The organism is Serratia sp. M24T3, from assembly GCF_000257645.1.
Lineage (GTDB): Bacteria > Pseudomonadota > Gammaproteobacteria > Enterobacterales > Enterobacteriaceae > Rouxiella.
Genome location: NZ_AJHJ01000028.1, coordinates 45,804 through 61,212 on the forward strand (window position 1 = coordinate 45,804; position 15,409 = coordinate 61,212).

Sequence of the window (15,409 nt, forward strand, 5' to 3'; positions counted from 1 at the left end):
CCGACTGCTAGAGGAGATTTTTATGGATTACGATTACATCATTATTGGTGCGGGTTCTGCCGGCAACGTTTTAGCGACCCGACTCACCGAAGACAGCAGCGTCGGCGTGCTGTTGCTCGAAGCGGGCGGTCCGGATTACCGTGCCGATTTCCGTACCCAGATGCCTGCTGCATTGGCATTTCCATTGCAGGGGCGTCGCTATAATTGGGCCTATGAAACCGATCCCGAGCCACATATGGACAACCGCCGCATGGAGTGTGGCCGTGGTAAAGGTCTGGGCGGCTCTTCATTGATCAACGGCATGTGCTACATCCGTGGCAACGCGATGGATTTCGACAATTGGGCCACCGCGCCGGGGCTTGAAAACTGGAGCTATCTCGACTGCCTGCCTTATTTCCGCAAGGCAGAAACCCGTGATATTGGCGGTAATGATTTCCACGGCGATAACGGCCCGGTTAGCGTCACCACGCCGAAAGCCGGCAACAATCCGCTGTTCCACGCGATGATTGAAGCAGGCGTTCAGGCGGGTTATCCGCGAACTGACGACCTCAATGGTTATCAGCAGGAAGGATTTGGCCCGATGGACCGCACCGTGACGCCAAAAGGTCGCCGTGCGAGTACCGCTCGTGGTTATCTGGATCAGGCTAAACCGCGCGCCAATCTGACTATCGTCACTCACGCCACCACCGACCGCATTCTGTTTGATGGCAAGAAAGCCGTGGGCGTCAACTATATGAAAGGCGACGATATCAAGCTGATTGAAGCTCAGGCAAAACGCGAGGTTCTGCTGTGTGGTGGAGCGATCGCTTCTCCACAGATTCTGCAACGCTCGGGCGTGGGTCCAGCAGCATTGTTGAATTCGTTGGATATTCCTGTAGTGCACGATTTGCCGGGCGTGGGCGAAAATTTGCAGGACCATCTGGAGATGTATTTGCAGTACAGCTGTACTCAGCCGGTTTCGCTTTATCCGGCGTTGCAATGGTTTAATCAGCCGAAAATTGGTGCCGAATGGTTGTTTAATGGCACTGGCGTTGGTGCAAGCAACCAGTTTGAGGCCGGTGGTTTTATCCGCAGCCGCGAAGAGTTTACCTGGCCGAACATTCAGTATCATTTCCTGCCGGTAGCGATTAATTACAACGGCAGTAATGGTGTAAAAGAACACGGCTTCCAGGCGCACGTGGGTTCTATGCGTTCGCCAAGCCGCGGTCGCGTGCAGGTAAAATCGAAAGATCCACGCCAGCATCCGAGTATTCTGTTCAACTACATGTCTAGCGAACAGGACTGGCATGAGTTCCGTGATGCTATCCGCATTACCCGTGAAATCATGGCTCAGCCGGCGCTGGACCCTTATCGTGGCCGCGAAATCAGTCCAGGTATCGAGGTGCAGACCGACGAACAGCTGGATGCGTTTATTCGCGAACATGCTGAAACCGCGTTCCATCCATCCTGTAGCTGTAAAATGGGCAGCGACGAGATGGCCGTGGTTGACGGGCAAGGGCGCGTTCACGGCTTGCAGAATCTTCGCGTAGTTGATGCTTCAATTATGCCGCAAATCATTACTGGCAACCTGAACGCGACTACCATCATGATTGCCGAGAAAATTGCTGATGTTATTCGTGGTCGCCAGCCGCTGCCACGCAGCACCACCGAGTATTATCAGGCCAACGGCGCTCCCGTGCGCGGCGAGCCGCTGAAGGCGAGTAACAGTAAAACTGTTTAAGTATAAATTTACGCTCTAGGCAGTTAAGACGTGATTAAAGGGGATAATCTTCGGATTATCCCCTTTTTTTGCCTTCTCACTGGAGGAGCCAAAAGCATAAGCATAGAAAGCAAAAGCATAAGAACGTGAAATTTATGTGACATCGATCACATAAAGTGTGTATGAAAATGAAACTGAAATTGACAAATGTTGACCGAGTCGATAATTAAGAGACAACAATTACGCCGTATACAGAATTTTCCGATGTGACGTTTATTTGAACGTGCGATTTCCGGAATGTGTCGGCTTGTTAGCAGGGTCGTTTTTATACACAAATATCTCCCCACGCCAGGGAGTTGCTTTCCTTTTGCTTCTGGTAACCCATGAAAACTAAAATTTTACTGGCAGGTGCACTTCTCCTTTCTTCGTACAGTGCGCAAACGCTTGCTGACGATCTCAAGGATCAATACGTTTCCGACTGGTGGCATCAAAGCGTTAACGTGGTTGGCAGCTACCACACGCGTTTTGGACCACATGAAAACAATGACTTATATCTTGAGTACGAAGCCTTTGCGCATAAAGACTGGTTCGACTTCTACGGTTATGTCGATGTGCCAAAATTCTTCGGTGTAGGTAACGGCAACGACAACGGCATCTGGGACAGAAAAGTAGGTTCTCCAGTATTTACCGAGATCGAACCGCGTTTCTCTATCGATAAACTGACCGGCAAAGATCTGAGCATCGGCCCGATCAAGCAGTGGTATTTCGCCAACAACTATATTTACGATCAGGGTCCTAACAACGCCAACCGCCAGAATACTTGGTACATGGGCCTGGGTACCGACATCGATACTCACACGCCGTTAAACCTGTCTCTGAATATTTATAAAAAATATCAATGGCAAAACTATGGTGCTGCCAATGAAAACAAATGGGACGGTTACCGCTTCAAAGTGAAATACTTCTTGCCGTTAGGTGAAATGTGGGGCGGGAAAGTCAGCTATATCGGCTTTACCAACTTCGACTGGGGCTCACATCTTGCGGATAACGACAACACGGCAAGAACCAACCATTCGATTGCATCCAGCCACATTTTGGCACTTAACTATGCGCACTGGCATTATTCGCTGGTGGCGCGTTACTTCCACAACGGCGGACAGTGGGCCGATGGCACCCAGTTGAACTTCGGTGACGGCGATTTCACCGTCAAATCAACCGGTTTTGGCTACTACGCAGTGATCGGTTATAGCTTCTGATACTTTGTATTAAGCGGCTTCCTTAAGGCTTTATAAACCTCGGTTGCATAGCCTGTCAGCCTGGGCCTCTGCCTTTCTATTGCGCTGTCTCGTTGGATAGCGCAATAATTCACCAAAACTTCGCACGATCTCTTGGCCGGTTTATGGCATAATGCGCGCCAAATCACACTTATACTCTTTATCTTTCAAGTTGCAGATGCGTTGGCTGCTTTCTTTCACGCTAGTCACTTACCTTGGTAAGCTCGTGGGGATTCGTTGAGTTGCCGCCTTCCTGCATCATGAAAGCTATAGATTATATTGAATCCAATTAAACTTAAGAGCGAGCTCTGTGCTAAGTACTTACAACATCACCATGCAATTCGGCAGCAAGCCGCTATTTGAAAATATTAACGTCAAGTTTGGCGGCGGAAACCGTTATGGTTTGATCGGCGCGAACGGCTGCGGTAAATCGACCTTTATGAAAATCCTCGGTGGCGATTTAGTGCCATCGGGCGGTAACGTCGTGCTTGATCCCAACGAACGTTTGGGTAAGCTGCGTCAGGATCAGTTCGCCTTCGAAAAATATAGCGTGCTTGATACCGTTATTATGGGCCACGCAGAGCTGTGGGCTGTAAAAGAAGAGCGCGACAGCATCTACGCAATGGCCGACATGAGCGAAGAAGACGGCTACAAAGTCGCTGACCTTGAAGTTGCTTACGGTGAAATGGACGGCTACAGCGCTGAATCCCGTGCTGGTGAGCTTCTGCTGGGTGTTGGTATCCCGGTTGAGCAGCATTACGGCCCGATGAGCGAAATTGCTCCCGGCTTCAAACTGCGCGTATTGTTGGCGCAGGCGCTGTTCTCCGATCCAGAGATCCTGCTGCTCGACGAACCAACCAACAACCTCGACATCGATACTATTCGCTGGCTCGAGCAGGTGCTGAACGAGCGTAACAGCACCATGATCATTATTTCGCATGACCGTCACTTCCTGAACATGGTCTGTACTCACATGGCTGACCTGGATTACGGCGAACTGCGCGTTTACCCAGGCAACTATGACGAATACATGACGGCGGCAACGCAGGCTCGTGATCTTCTGAATGCTAATAACGCCAAGAAAAAAGCTCAGATCGCCGAGCTGCAATCTTTCGTTAGCCGTTTCAGCGCCAACGCCTCCAAATCCAAGCAGGCAACTTCACGCGCCAAGAAAATTGATAAAATCCAGCTGGATGAAGTCAAGGCTTCAAGCCGTCAGAATCCTTATATGCGTTTCGAGCAGGATAAAAAACTGTTCCGTAATGCGCTGGAAGTGGACAAGATTACTAAAGGTTTCGACAACGGCCCGCTGTTCAAAGGCTTCAGCCTGATGCTGGAAGTGGGTGAAAAAGTGGCGATTCTGGGTGCAAACGGCGTCGGTAAAACCACCATGCTGAAAACGCTGGTAGGCGATTCGCTGCCCGATGCCGGTACCGTAAAATGGTCTGAAAACTGCAAGATTGGCTACTACGCGCAGGATCACGAGTACGAGTTCGACGAAACGATGAACGTATTCGACTGGATGAGCCAGTGGAAATCGGAAAAAGACGACGAGCAGGCCGTGCGCGGTGTTCTGGGGCGTTTGCTGTTTGGTCAGGACGACATCAAGAAAAAAGTTAAAGTGCTTTCTGGTGGCGAAAAGGGCCGTATGCTCTTTGGTAAACTGATGATGCAGTGTCCAAACATTCTGATAATGGATGAACCTACCAACCACCTGGATATGGAATCCATCGAATCGCTGAACATGGCGCTGGAAATGTATGAAGGCACCCTGATCTTCGTTTCCCACGACCGTGAGTTCGTGAGTTCTTTGGCGAGCCGAATCATCGAGATCACGCCGAACAAAATCACTGATTTCACCGGTAATTACGAAGATTACCTGCGCAGCCAGGGCATCAATAGCTAAGCGTTTTAAGCTGATTCTGGAAAGCTAGTTTTTTGAAATTATCAAATGCTAGTTTTCTGAAATTATCAAATGCTAGTTTTTTGAAATCAATAGAAAAAAAGCCGGTTTTGATAACCGGCTTTTTTAATGCTTTAAATCAGCGATGGGGACTAAGCTGATTTGCCACAAACCTCGCAATGCGGATTTTTCGCCAACCTCATTTCACGAAATTGCAGCGTCATGGCGTCATACATCAGCAATCTGCCGCTTTTAATTTCCCCGAAGCCCGCCAGCAGCTTGATGGCTTCCATAGACTGCAAACTGCCGATAGTGCCCACTAACGGTGCCATAACTCCAGCCTCCACGCAGCTAAGCGCCTGCTCGCCAAACAGCCGACTCAGGCAGCGATAGCAAGGTTCATCGTCTTGGTGGGTGAAAACGCTGATTTGCCCTTCCATGCGGATTGCCGCGCCAGAAACCAGCGGTTTTTTTAGCGTAAAGCAGGCTTTATTGAGCTGATTGCGCGTTTCGACGTTATCGGTGCAATCGAGCACGATGTCGCATTCGTCGATTAGCTTCAAAAGTTGCTCGGCATCGAGTTGATGATCGACAGTATTAAGAATGACGTGGGGATTAATCGCTGCCAGCGCGATGGCTGCTGAGTCGACTTTTTTTAAGCCGATACGCGCATCGCTGTGCAAGATTTGGCGTTGCAGATTAGAAAGCGAAACGGTGTCGAAATCGAGCAGGGTAAGCGCGCCAACCCCCGCCGCGGCCAAATACTGCGCGGCGGCGCAACCCAGCCCGCCGAGACCCACCACCAGCGCATGACTGGCTTTAAGCTTTTCCTGCCCGTCGAAATCAAAACCGCGCAGCACAATCTGCCGGTTGTAGCGCAGGGTTTCCGCATCGCTTAGCTCTGGCAGTGTCATCGGTTTATCCTTTTAACAAGGCATTGAATGGCTCAACGTCGACCCATTCGCCCACCGCCACGTCGCCGCGCTCGCGTTCCAGCACCACGAAGCCGTTAGCCAGGCTGTAGGAGCTGAACACGTGTGAACCTTGAGGGCCCGTGGTTCGAGCTTCAAGTTCGCCCTGCGCGTTATGCACAAACACCGCGCGCTGAAAATCGAGACGACCAGGCGTTTTTTTAAAGTTGCTCGCCGCTCTGGCGCGCAGGCGCGGCGGCAAGCGCCAGTCAGTGTGTGAAGAAAGGCGGGCGATCAACGGTTGCACCAACTGATAAAAAGTCAGCACGGCTGAAACTGGATTGCCGGGTAAACCGCAGAACCACGCGTTATTCAATTTACCAAAGGCGAAAGGTTTACCCGGTTTAATCGCCAGCTTCCAAAAGCCAATCTGGCCGATTTCATCGAGCATCGACTTAGTGTAATCAGCCTCGCCGACTGAGACACCACCGCTGCTGATAACCAGGTCAGCATAATTGTCGGCCTGTTGGAAAGCCTGGCGTAGCGCTGCCGGATCGTCGCGGATAATGCCTAAATCCAACACTTCACAACCTAATTGATCGAGCATCAGGTGAACCGCAAAGCGGTTAGTGTCGTAAATTTGGCCTTCTTCTAATGGCGTGCCGACCGGCTGTAACTCGTCACCAGTGGAAAATACCGCCACTTTGAGACGGCGATTCACTTCGACTTTCTCAACTCCCAAAGAAGCCAGCAGCGGCAGTTCAGCTACACCCAGTCGCACGCCGGCGGCTAAAACCTCCTGCCCCTGACGGATATCGTCGCCGATAAGACGAATATTTTGACCTTTTTCAACCGGCACAGTGAAACGCACGCCCGCATCGGTTTTCTCCGCTTCTTCCTGCATGATTACCGCGTCTGCGCCGGAGGGCACGGGCGCACCAGTCATGATGCGGATGCAGCTTCCGGCAGGCCATTCACCGTTGAAAGGCGCGCCAGCAAAGGCTTTACCGGCCACGGTGAATACGGCATCTTCGCGATATTCCGCACTGCGAATGGCATACCCGTCCATAGCCGAATTATCAAACGGAGGTACATATACCGGAGAACGCACCGCGCTGGCGGTGATGCGGCCTGCGGATTCGGTAAGTGGCAGCCATTCAGTTTTTGCCTGAGTTAACGGCGAGGTCTGCGAGAGCATTTTGTCCAGCGCTTCTTGCAGCGAAATCAGGCCCGAGGTAAACGTGTTTTCCATCATTAAACCCTTTTATTACCGGCCGAGAAGGGGCAAAAGGCGAGCCGGTTGATGGTGAGAAATATCCTTTGATTATGCCAGAGAAAGCCCTGTGCGCCCAAACGAACGGCTAACGAAAAGCACTCAGTGACTTGAACGTTTCTAAACGTATAAGCGATTTTTAAGATCTGAATAGCAGCAGATCAGCAATCTTAAGCTTAAAAAGTTCTTAAAATCTTCTAAAAGAATGAGATCGATCGCATAAATGATCCTGCAATCGGCGTATTATTACTGGCCTTTGTGTGATGGGTGTCACATAAAATTGTCTTTTGCGTCTGGAGTTGCATCGTGATGAAAAAAAACCGCCATCAGGCCATCCTGAAATTGGTGGATCAACATGAGGTAGTTCAGGTTAATGAGTTAGCGCTTTGGTTAGAGGTGAGTCTGGAAACAATTCGCCGTGACCTCAACGAAATGCAAGACAAAGGATTGATTCAACGCCGCCATGGTAGGGCACGTCGCGTTGATCCACCGCCTTCCTATGGCTGGATCAATAGCTTGCAGCGCGTCTCTCATAGTTGAGCCCCTCAATATCAAGAAGGAAAATCAGCGCCGCTGGTTTTCCTTTTTTCGTTTTATCCGCCGTCGGTTATTCATTCCTGCGCGTTATTTTCTATAAATAATCTAAGCAATTAGCCTCATCAAGATGGACTTAATTTTCAGCTTTACATACTCTGCACGGCTAAATATAGTCGAAATCCTGGACTATTCTTTAGGCGGCCTTAGTGGCACATGAGCGAAAAAATGACCATATCTCAAACTGTAGTGATAGGCGGAACACCTGATTCAACGTCACCGGTGGCGGTAATTGCTATTCATGGTGGCGCTGGGGCGATAACTCGCCAGGCAATGAGCGCCGAAAAAGAGCGTCTTTATTTACAGGCGCTGGAAGAGATCGTCAGCAGCGGGCAGGCAATTTTGGCAGCGGGTGGCAGCGCGGTTGACGCAGTGACCGAGGCGGTTCGCCTGCTGGAAGAGTGTCCTTTTTTCAACGCCGGAACCGGCGCGGTATTTACCCATCAGGGCACTCACGAACTCGATGCCTGTATTATGGATGGCCGCACACTGGATTCCGGCGCTGTCAGCTGCGTCAGTCACATCCGCAATCCGATTTTGACCGCCCGTAAAGTGATGGAACAGAGCGCGCACGTAATGTTTACCGGCGCAGGCGCGGAATCGTTTGCGCGTGAGCACGGGCAAGAAATGGTGTCGGCAGATTATTTCTTCACTCAGGACCGTTTCGATCAACTGCAACGCGCTCTGAAAACCGATGGCGTCATGCTTGATCATGACGGGGCGAGCTTAAATGCCAATATTTCTGACGATCCTTTAGATCCAGATCGCAAATTTGGCACTGTTGGTGCCGTTGCATTGGATCTTATGGGTAATCTGGCTGCTGCGACTTCAACCGGCGGAATGACCAATAAACAGGCTGGCCGCGTTGGCGATACGCCAATTATCGGCGCAGGCTGCTATGCCAGCAATAAAACGGTCGCAGTCTCCAGCACCGGCACTGGCGAAGTATTTATGCGCACAGTCGCGGCCTATGATGTCGCCGCGCTGATTGAGTACGCAGGACTTACACTCGAACAGGCCACCGATAAAGTGGTAATGGAAAAGCTGGTGGCGCTGGAAGGCTCGGGTGGCATGATAGCCATCGACCGTTTCGGCAATGTACGCCTGCCGTTTAACAGCGAAGGTATGTATCGCGGTTTTGCCTACGTTGGCAAAGCGCCAGAAGTGGCAATTTATCGTTAATATCTGAAGTTATTGCTAATCAGCAGGTGAGTTTCAAGAAATTCAGGGAGAAGTACATGGTTAAGGAGTCGTGATGAGTCAGACAATTTCCCGCGAGCACGCGCTTTCGGCACCGACAATGCTTGACGATCAAGTGCTGTCGGTGCGCAGTCTCAGCGTTCGTTTCGAGCACGAGGGGCAGGCGATTGAGGCAGTGCGTCATCTCGACTTTGAGGTGAAACGTGGTGAGACGCTGGCGATCGTCGGGGAATCAGGCTCCGGGAAATCCGCCACCTCACTGGCATTGATGCGCCTGGTGGAGCAGGGTGGTGGCCAGGTTCATCAGGGAAAAATCGATTTTAGGCGTCGTAACGGGCAGATTGTTGACCTGACTGCCGCCCGTCAGTCCGAGATGCGCAAGCTGCGCGGTGCGGATATGGCGATGATTTTTCAGGAGCCGATGACCTCGCTTAACCCGGTGTTTCCGGTCGGCGAACAGATTGCCGAATCTATCCGTCTGCATCAGGGCAAAAACCATGCCGCCGCGCGTGCAGAAGCTTTGCGCATGCTTGAGCTGGTGCGCATTCCCGAAGCGCAAAATATTCTTGATAGTTACCCGCATCAGCTTTCCGGCGGGATGCGCCAGAGAGTGATGATTGCGATGGCGCTGTCGTGTAAACCGGCGCTGCTGATTGCCGATGAGCCAACCACCGCGCTGGACGTCACCATTCAGGCGCAAATTCTGCAACTGATTCGCGTGCTGCAGCAAGAGATGCAGATGGCGGTGATTTTCATTACTCACGATATGGGCGTAGTGGCCGAAATCGCCGACCGTGTGCTGGTGATGTATAAAGGTGAAAGTGTTGAGAGCGGTGAAGTTGGTCGCGTATTTGCCGCGCCGCAGCATCCCTACACCCGCGCGTTGCTGGCTGCGGTGCCAAAACTTGGCGCAATGAAAGGCACTCGGCTACCCGCTCGTTTCCCGCTGTTAAATACCGAAGTCAACGATCAGCCCGTTGATGACTCCTCCTTGATTCAAAAGACTTTAACTCTAGGTGCCGCTCCTATCTTGAAGGTGCGCAGTCTGGTGACTCGTTTCCCGTTACGCAGTGGCCTGTTTAATCGTATAAACCGCTATGTGCACGCGGTGGAAAAGGTGAGCTTCGATATCTATCCCGGAGAAACCCTGGCACTGGTTGGAGAATCCGGTTGCGGCAAATCTACCACTGGGCGTTCATTGCTCAGGCTGGTCGAAAGCCAGAGTGGTTCAGTTATTTTTAACGGCAAAACTGTGTTCGATGGCGAACATGCCGGGCAGCTTTCCAGTTCTGCGCTACAACATCTTCGACGTGATATTCAGTTTATTTTTCAAGATCCTTACGCCTCCCTCGATCCGCGCCTCACGGTGGGATATTCCATCATGGAACCCCTGCTGGTCCATAAAATTGGCAGTCGTGAACAGGCAAAAGAGCGGGTTTCATGGCTGTTGGAGAAAGTTGGGCTATTGCCGGAGCACGCCGAGCGTTATCCGCATGAATTTTCAGGCGGTCAGCGTCAGCGGATCTGTATTGCCCGCGCATTGGCACTGAATCCTAAAGTGGTGATTGCCGATGAGTCGGTGTCGGCGCTGGATGTTTCGATACAGGCGCAGATCGTCAATCTATTGATGGATCTGCAGAAAGAATTTGGCATCGCGTTTCTGTTTATCTCGCACGACATGGCGGTAGTAGAAAGGATAAGCCATCGCGTCGCGGTTATGTATCTCGGGCAAATTGTCGAGATCGGGCCACGCGCGGCGGTGTTTGAAAATCCGCAGCATCCCTACACCCGCAAGCTTATGGCTGCGGTGCCAGTGGCGGACCCGCAACATCGACGTGTTGAACAGGCGCTGCTGGTGGATGAAATCCCAAGTCCGATCCGAGCGATCGGCGATGAGCCTATTATTGCACCGCTGGTGAAAGTGTCTGAGGGGCATTACGTTGCTCGTCATGCTATTGCCGGCGTTTATTAAGGAGCGCCCAACTTACAGGGAGCTTTATCGACAGGGTCTAAGGAAAAGGAAATCAGTATGAAGCAGAAAATGATGCGCAGAGCCGTTCTGGCGACGGTAATGCTTAGCGCAATGGCTTCCGGTTCAGTCTGGGCAGCGAAGGATGTGGTGATTGCAGTTGGTTCAAACTTCACCTCACTGGACCCGTATGACGCCAACGACACGCTCTCTCAGGCGGTAGCAAAATCGTTTTATCAGGGCCTGTTCGGTTTTGACAAAGACATGAAGCTGGTTAACGTGCTGGCAGACAGCTACTCCGTGAGCCAGGATGGCCTGACTTACACTATCAAGCTGCATCCGGGGATCAAATTCCAGGATGGCACCGATTTTAATGCGGCAGCGGTAAAAGTTAACCTCGATCGCGCCAGCAATCCTGACAGCCATCTCAAACGTTACAACCTGTTCAAGATGATTGCCAAAACCGAGGTGATTGACGCTGATACCGTCAAGATCACTCTGAAAGCGCCATTCTCAGCCTTTATTAATAATCTTGCACACCCTTCTGCGGTGATGATCTCACCTGCGGCGCTGGGCAAATACGGCAAAGACATTGGTTTCCATCCGGTCGGAACAGGCCCTTATACGCTGGAACAGTGGAATCAGACTGATTTCGTGAAAGTGAAGAAGTTTGACGGCTACTGGAAAAAAGGCGAGCCAAAACTGGACACCATCACCTGGCGGCCAGTGGTTGATAACAATACCCGTGCTGCAATGTTGCAAACCGGTGAGGCCGATTTAGCGTATCCGGTGCCTTATGAGCAGGCGGCTTTGCTGGAAAAAAACAGCAAATTGAATCTGGTGACTTCGCCATCGATTTTGCAGCGTTACATCAGTTTCAACGTTACCCAAAAGCCGTTTGATAATCTAAAAGTCCGTCAGGCTATCAACTATGCCATTAACAAACAGGCGCTGATTAAAGTGGCGTTTGCCGGTTACGCGGTGCCTGCTGAAGGGCCATTGCCGACCAGTATCGAATATTCTGCAAAATATCAGCCATGGCCTTACGATCCGGCCAAGGCCCGAGAGTTGCTGAAAGAGGCGGGTTATCCAAACGGCTTCACTACTACGCTGTGGTCGTCACACAATTCCAGCACCGCGCAGAAAGTCATTCAGTTCGCACAGCAGCAGCTGGCGCAGGTAGGGATTAAAGTCACTGTGACTGCTTTTGATGCCGCGCAGCGTGCCGCTCAGGTTGAGAACGTCGGCCAGAAAGAGTCGGGCCTGCGGATGTTCTACACTGGCTGGTCGGCCTCTACCGGTGAAGCTGACTGGGCACTAACGCCGCTGTTTGCTACTCAATCTGCACCACCTAAGCAGTTCAATACTGCGTTCTATAGCAATCCGCAGGTCGATAAAGATTTGAGCGATGCGCTGAACACGACTGATAAATCAGCGAAGGCCAAGCTGTATAAAGACGCGCAGGACCGTATCTGGGCCGATGCCCCCTGGGCTTTCCTGGCAACCGAGCGCCTGCTGTCAGCCAGTAATAAGCGCCTGACCGGCTTCTACGTGATGCCCGATACTTCATTCAACTTTGATAATGCAGACGTGAAATAGCCCTTACTCATCGTCCGATTGGATTTCATCTACGGGTGGCAATGCACTCACTCCGATACTTGCTCTGGTAAGCCTTGGAGTGAGTGTCGGCAGCCAGGGGCGATGGTGTTTTAAAACGTCGATGGGACAACGTGTGAATAGAATATCTAATGAAAAATCCTGATTAATTATGCTCAATTATTTTTTAAAGCGACTGCTCGGCCTAATCCCGACGCTGCTGATTGTTGCCGTGCTGGTGTTTTTATTCGTCCATCTACTGCCGGGCGACCCTGCACGCATGCTGGCCGGGCAAGATGCCGATCAGAGCGTGGTGAATATGGTGCGTCAGGAACTTGGTCTTGATAAACCTCTTTGGCAGCAGTTTCTGATTTTCTTCGAGCACGCACTGCGTGGTGATTTTGGGCAGTCGATGGTCTCGAAACGACCGGTGATCGATGAAATCAGCTCGCGTTTTATGCCGACGCTGTATCTCACGCTGACCAGCATGCTGTGGTCGGTGATTTTTGGACTGATTATTGGCGTGGTATCTGCGGTATGGCGCAACCGCTGGCCTGACCGTTTGGGCATGGCACTCGCCGTATCGGGAATTTCGTTCCCGGCGTTTGCTCTGGGCATGTTGCTGATGCAGATTTTTTCCGTACAACTTGGCTGGCTGCCAACTATTGGCGCGGATGGCTGGCGCAACTACATTTTGCCCTCGATCACCCTTGGCGCAGCGGTGGCCTCAATCATGGCTCGTTTTACCAGAGCCTCCTTCGTCGAGGTGATGCAGGAAGATTACATGCGCACCGCGCGGGCAAAAGGCGTGCGTGAATCGGTGGTGGTCGTTAAACACGGGCTGCGTAACGCGATGATTCCGGTAGTCACCATGATGGGATTGCAGTTCGGATTTTTGCTTGGTGGTTCGATTGTTGTCGAAAAAGTGTTCAACTGGCCGGGCTTGGGCCGTTTGCTTATCGACTCGGTAGAAATGCGCGATTATCCGGTGATTCAGGCCGAAGTATTGCTGTTTTCGCTGGAGTTTATCCTTATCAACCTGTTGGTCGACATGCTGTATGCGGTCATCAATCCTTCAATTCGATACAAGTGAGTAAGCGCATGAAAAACTGGCGACGCAAAGCCGCGCTGGCCTCCATGCCACTGGTCACACAGGAAACGGTAAGCAGTAAGCCGGTACGCACGCCGTGGCGCGCTTTTTGGCGACGTTTTCGCAAGCAGCATATTGCGCTGGTCGCCGGCGTATTTGTTGTTCTGTTGATTGGCGCAGCAATATTGGCGCCATGGCTGGTGCCGTTCGATCCTGAAAACTACTTTGATTATGACCGCTTGAATGAAGGGCCTTCGCTGCTGCATTGGTTGGGCGTTGATTCTTTGGGGCGGGATATTTTTAGCCGTATTCTGATGGGCGCGAGGATCTCGCTGGCGGCCGGGGTGTTATCGGTTATCCTCGGCGCGGCGATTGGCACAGTGCTGGGGCTGATGGCCGGTTTCTATGAAGGCTGGTGGGACAGGGTAACCATGCGCGTCTGTGACGTGCTGTTTGCCTTTCCGGGTATTTTGCTGGCAATTGCCGTGGTTGCAGTAATGGGAAATGGCATGGCGAACGTTGTTGTCGCGGTGGCGATTTTTAGTATTCCGGCCTTCGCTCGCTTGGTGCGGGCCAATACGCTGGTATTGAAAAATCTCACCTATATTGATTCGGCGCGCAGTATTGGCGCTTCGGACATGACTATTCTGTTCCGCCATATTCTGCCCGGCACGCTGTCATCGGTGGTGGTGTATTTCACCATGCGCATCGGCACCTCAATCATTACTGCCGCAAGCCTGTCGTTCCTGGGCATGGGCGCGCAGCCGCCAACGCCGGAGTGGGGCGCAATGCTCAACGAAGCTCGTGCGGACATGGTTACTGCTCCTCACGAGGCTATTTTCCCCAGTCTGGCGATATTTTTAACCGTGTTGGCGTTTAATTTATTGGGGGACGGATTAAGGGATGCCCTGGATCCTAAGCTTAAAAGCTAGGTTTTTATATTGCTGCACAAGGCTTAACTTCAAAATTCAACTTCATGCGCAGCGCTTACTGGGTGGCGACCCAGAGCGCTATCGGAGTTGCGGTCTAATGCCTGACGTTAAAGGCGGATAAACTCTGAGCCGTTTTTCCGGTTCACGAATTTCAATGGTCATTTAACCGGCAGTGCCGGAACCGGGCAAGAGGTCTCCAGGGCGAGCCCTCTTGCATCTCCGCGCTTTGGGTGCTGCGCACGGGCTTTAGATGCTGCGCACGGGCTTTAGGTGCTGCGCACAGGCTTTAGGTGCTGCGCACGGACTTTTTAAGGTCAATAATCCCCGAGGCGTTTTTCCGGTTCACTCATTTCAATGGTCATTTAACCGGCCGCGCCGGAACCGGGCAAGAGGTCTCCAGGGCGAGCCCTCTTGCATCTCCGCGCCCCTTTGGTGTCGTTTAGCTGCACGGCACCAGATGATGAGTTCGTTTCAGTTGCCACTGTGTGTGGCGTTGGTCGCGCCGCTGCGCGGTCCCCTCGTTCGTTCGAAAGCCAAAAGCGTCTTTCTCCCTCCCTCAGCGCCGCCCCGAGGCCGCCAATCAGGGCTATTAAAGAAAAACCGGCAACCTAAGCTTAGGTTAAAAGACCTTTCTTCTGACAAAGACTTTCATTTGAAGGTGACATTCTGTGCATATCGGTTTTATTAATTCAGAAACGAAAACAAAAGTTATATCTAGTCTCGAACAAACCTAAGAGACCTATCTTTGTGAGATCGGGTTTTGACCGCCGTAGAGTTGCCGGTTTTTCTTTTTAGCTACTATTGGCGGCCTCAGGCCTACGCTAAGCGAAGGAAAGGGAGACGTTTTTGGCTCCCGACTGAGTGAAGGCAGCCCGCAGGGCCGTGGCCAACGCCATGCACAGAGGCCTCTGAAAAGATCTACTTTTTTTGCACCAATCTGGTCACGAGAAAAGGGGCCCGGGATTCTT

General features: G+C 51.7%; 11 protein-coding genes. 9 read left to right on the forward strand and 2 right to left on the reverse strand.

Annotated features, from left to right (window positions below; all coding sequences use genetic code 11):
* Nucleotides 1-22: 22 nt before the first annotated feature.
* The 3 genes from betA (at nucleotide 23) to SPM24T3_RS18115 (ending at nucleotide 4,879) form a co-directional block, all read left to right on the forward strand.
* Nucleotides 23-1,720 (forward strand): choline dehydrogenase, encoded by a 1,698-nt coding sequence (gene betA / locus SPM24T3_RS18105; protein WP_009638247.1) that lies wholly within the window; start codon nucleotides 23-25, stop codon nucleotides 1,718-1,720.
* A gap of 362 nt (nucleotides 1,721-2,082) precedes the next feature.
* Entirely contained in the window at nucleotides 2,083-2,955 is an 873-nt protein-coding gene (locus SPM24T3_RS18110) for a nucleoside-specific channel-forming protein Tsx (RefSeq protein WP_009638248.1), read from the forward strand.
* Nucleotides 2,956-3,283: 328 nt separating this feature from the next.
* Nucleotides 3,284-4,879 carry an ABC-F family ATPase gene (locus SPM24T3_RS18115; protein ID WP_009638249.1) on the forward strand — a complete coding sequence of 532 codons (1,596 nt, stop codon included), beginning with the start codon at nucleotides 3,284-3,286 and terminating at the stop codon, nucleotides 4,877-4,879.
* A 149-nt stretch (nucleotides 4,880-5,028) separates the two neighbouring features.
* Here SPM24T3_RS18115 and moeB read toward each other — a convergent pair whose 3' ends face one another.
* Together moeB and moeA are read right to left on the reverse strand one after the other, a co-directional pair.
* Nucleotides 5,029-5,790, reverse strand: a complete 762-nt coding sequence (gene moeB, locus SPM24T3_RS18120) for a molybdopterin-synthase adenylyltransferase MoeB (protein ID WP_009638250.1) — start codon at nucleotides 5,788-5,790, stop codon at nucleotides 5,029-5,031.
* A gap of 4 nt (nucleotides 5,791-5,794) precedes the next feature.
* Nucleotides 5,795-7,039 carry a molybdopterin molybdotransferase MoeA gene (gene moeA / locus SPM24T3_RS18125; RefSeq protein ID WP_009638251.1) on the reverse strand — a complete coding sequence of 415 codons (1,245 nt, stop codon included), beginning with the start codon at nucleotides 7,037-7,039 and terminating at the stop codon, nucleotides 5,795-5,797.
* A 330-nt stretch (nucleotides 7,040-7,369) separates the two neighbouring features.
* On the opposite strand from moeA, the gene SPM24T3_RS18130 reads away from it, so the two are divergent.
* The 6 genes from SPM24T3_RS18130 (at nucleotide 7,370) to gsiD (ending at nucleotide 14,441) form a co-directional block, all read left to right on the forward strand.
* Nucleotides 7,370-7,600, forward strand: coding sequence for a DeoR family transcriptional regulator (locus tag SPM24T3_RS18130; protein ID WP_009638252.1), 231 nt, complete (start codon nucleotides 7,370-7,372; stop codon nucleotides 7,598-7,600).
* Between the two features lie 222 nt (nucleotides 7,601-7,822).
* On the forward strand, nucleotides 7,823-8,836 hold the full coding sequence (locus SPM24T3_RS18135; protein WP_050956180.1) for an isoaspartyl peptidase/L-asparaginase family protein: 1,014 nt from the start codon (nucleotides 7,823-7,825) through the stop codon (nucleotides 8,834-8,836).
* A gap of 73 nt (nucleotides 8,837-8,909) precedes the next feature.
* The gene (locus tag SPM24T3_RS18140; protein WP_009638254.1) at nucleotides 8,910-10,826 is read left to right on the forward strand and encodes a dipeptide ABC transporter ATP-binding protein; all 1,917 of its coding nucleotides are present in this window, start codon (nucleotides 8,910-8,912) and stop codon (nucleotides 10,824-10,826) included.
* A 57-nt stretch (nucleotides 10,827-10,883) separates the two neighbouring features.
* Nucleotides 10,884-12,422, forward strand: coding sequence for a glutathione ABC transporter substrate-binding protein GsiB (gsiB, locus tag SPM24T3_RS18145; protein ID WP_009638255.1), 1,539 nt, complete (start codon nucleotides 10,884-10,886; stop codon nucleotides 12,420-12,422).
* 169 nt (nucleotides 12,423-12,591) lie between these two features.
* On the forward strand, nucleotides 12,592-13,512 hold the full coding sequence (gene gsiC / locus SPM24T3_RS18150) for a glutathione ABC transporter permease GsiC (protein WP_009638256.1): 921 nt from the start codon (nucleotides 12,592-12,594) through the stop codon (nucleotides 13,510-13,512).
* 8 nt (nucleotides 13,513-13,520) lie between these two features.
* Nucleotides 13,521-14,441 (forward strand): glutathione ABC transporter permease GsiD, encoded by a 921-nt coding sequence (gene gsiD / locus SPM24T3_RS18155; protein WP_009638257.1) that lies wholly within the window; start codon nucleotides 13,521-13,523, stop codon nucleotides 14,439-14,441.
* Nucleotides 14,442-15,409 lie beyond the last annotated feature (968 nt).

Coding starts and splice junctions, on each gene's coding strand:
- gsiD (WP_009638257.1), top strand. CDS start 13,521: ATGAAAAACTGGCGACGCAAAGCCGCGCTGGCCTCCATGCCACTGGTC.
- gsiB (WP_009638255.1), top strand. CDS start 10,884: ATGAAGCAGAAAATGATGCGCAGAGCCGTTCTGGCGACGGTAATGCTT.
- SPM24T3_RS18140 (WP_009638254.1), top strand. CDS start 8,910: ATGAGTCAGACAATTTCCCGCGAGCACGCGCTTTCGGCACCGACAATG.
- SPM24T3_RS18130 (WP_009638252.1), top strand. CDS start 7,370: ATGAAAAAAAACCGCCATCAGGCCATCCTGAAATTGGTGGATCAACAT.
- SPM24T3_RS18135 (WP_050956180.1), top strand. CDS start 7,823: ATGACCATATCTCAAACTGTAGTGATAGGCGGAACACCTGATTCAACG.
- SPM24T3_RS18110 (WP_009638248.1), top strand. CDS start 2,083: ATGAAAACTAAAATTTTACTGGCAGGTGCACTTCTCCTTTCTTCGTAC.
- gsiC (WP_009638256.1), top strand. CDS start 12,592: ATGCTCAATTATTTTTTAAAGCGACTGCTCGGCCTAATCCCGACGCTG.
- moeB (WP_009638250.1), bottom strand. CDS start 5,790: ATGACACTGCCAGAGCTAAGCGATGCGGAAACCCTGCGCTACAACCGG.
- moeA (WP_009638251.1), bottom strand. CDS start 7,039: ATGGAAAACACGTTTACCTCGGGCCTGATTTCGCTGCAAGAAGCGCTG.
- betA (WP_009638247.1), top strand. CDS start 23: ATGGATTACGATTACATCATTATTGGTGCGGGTTCTGCCGGCAACGTT.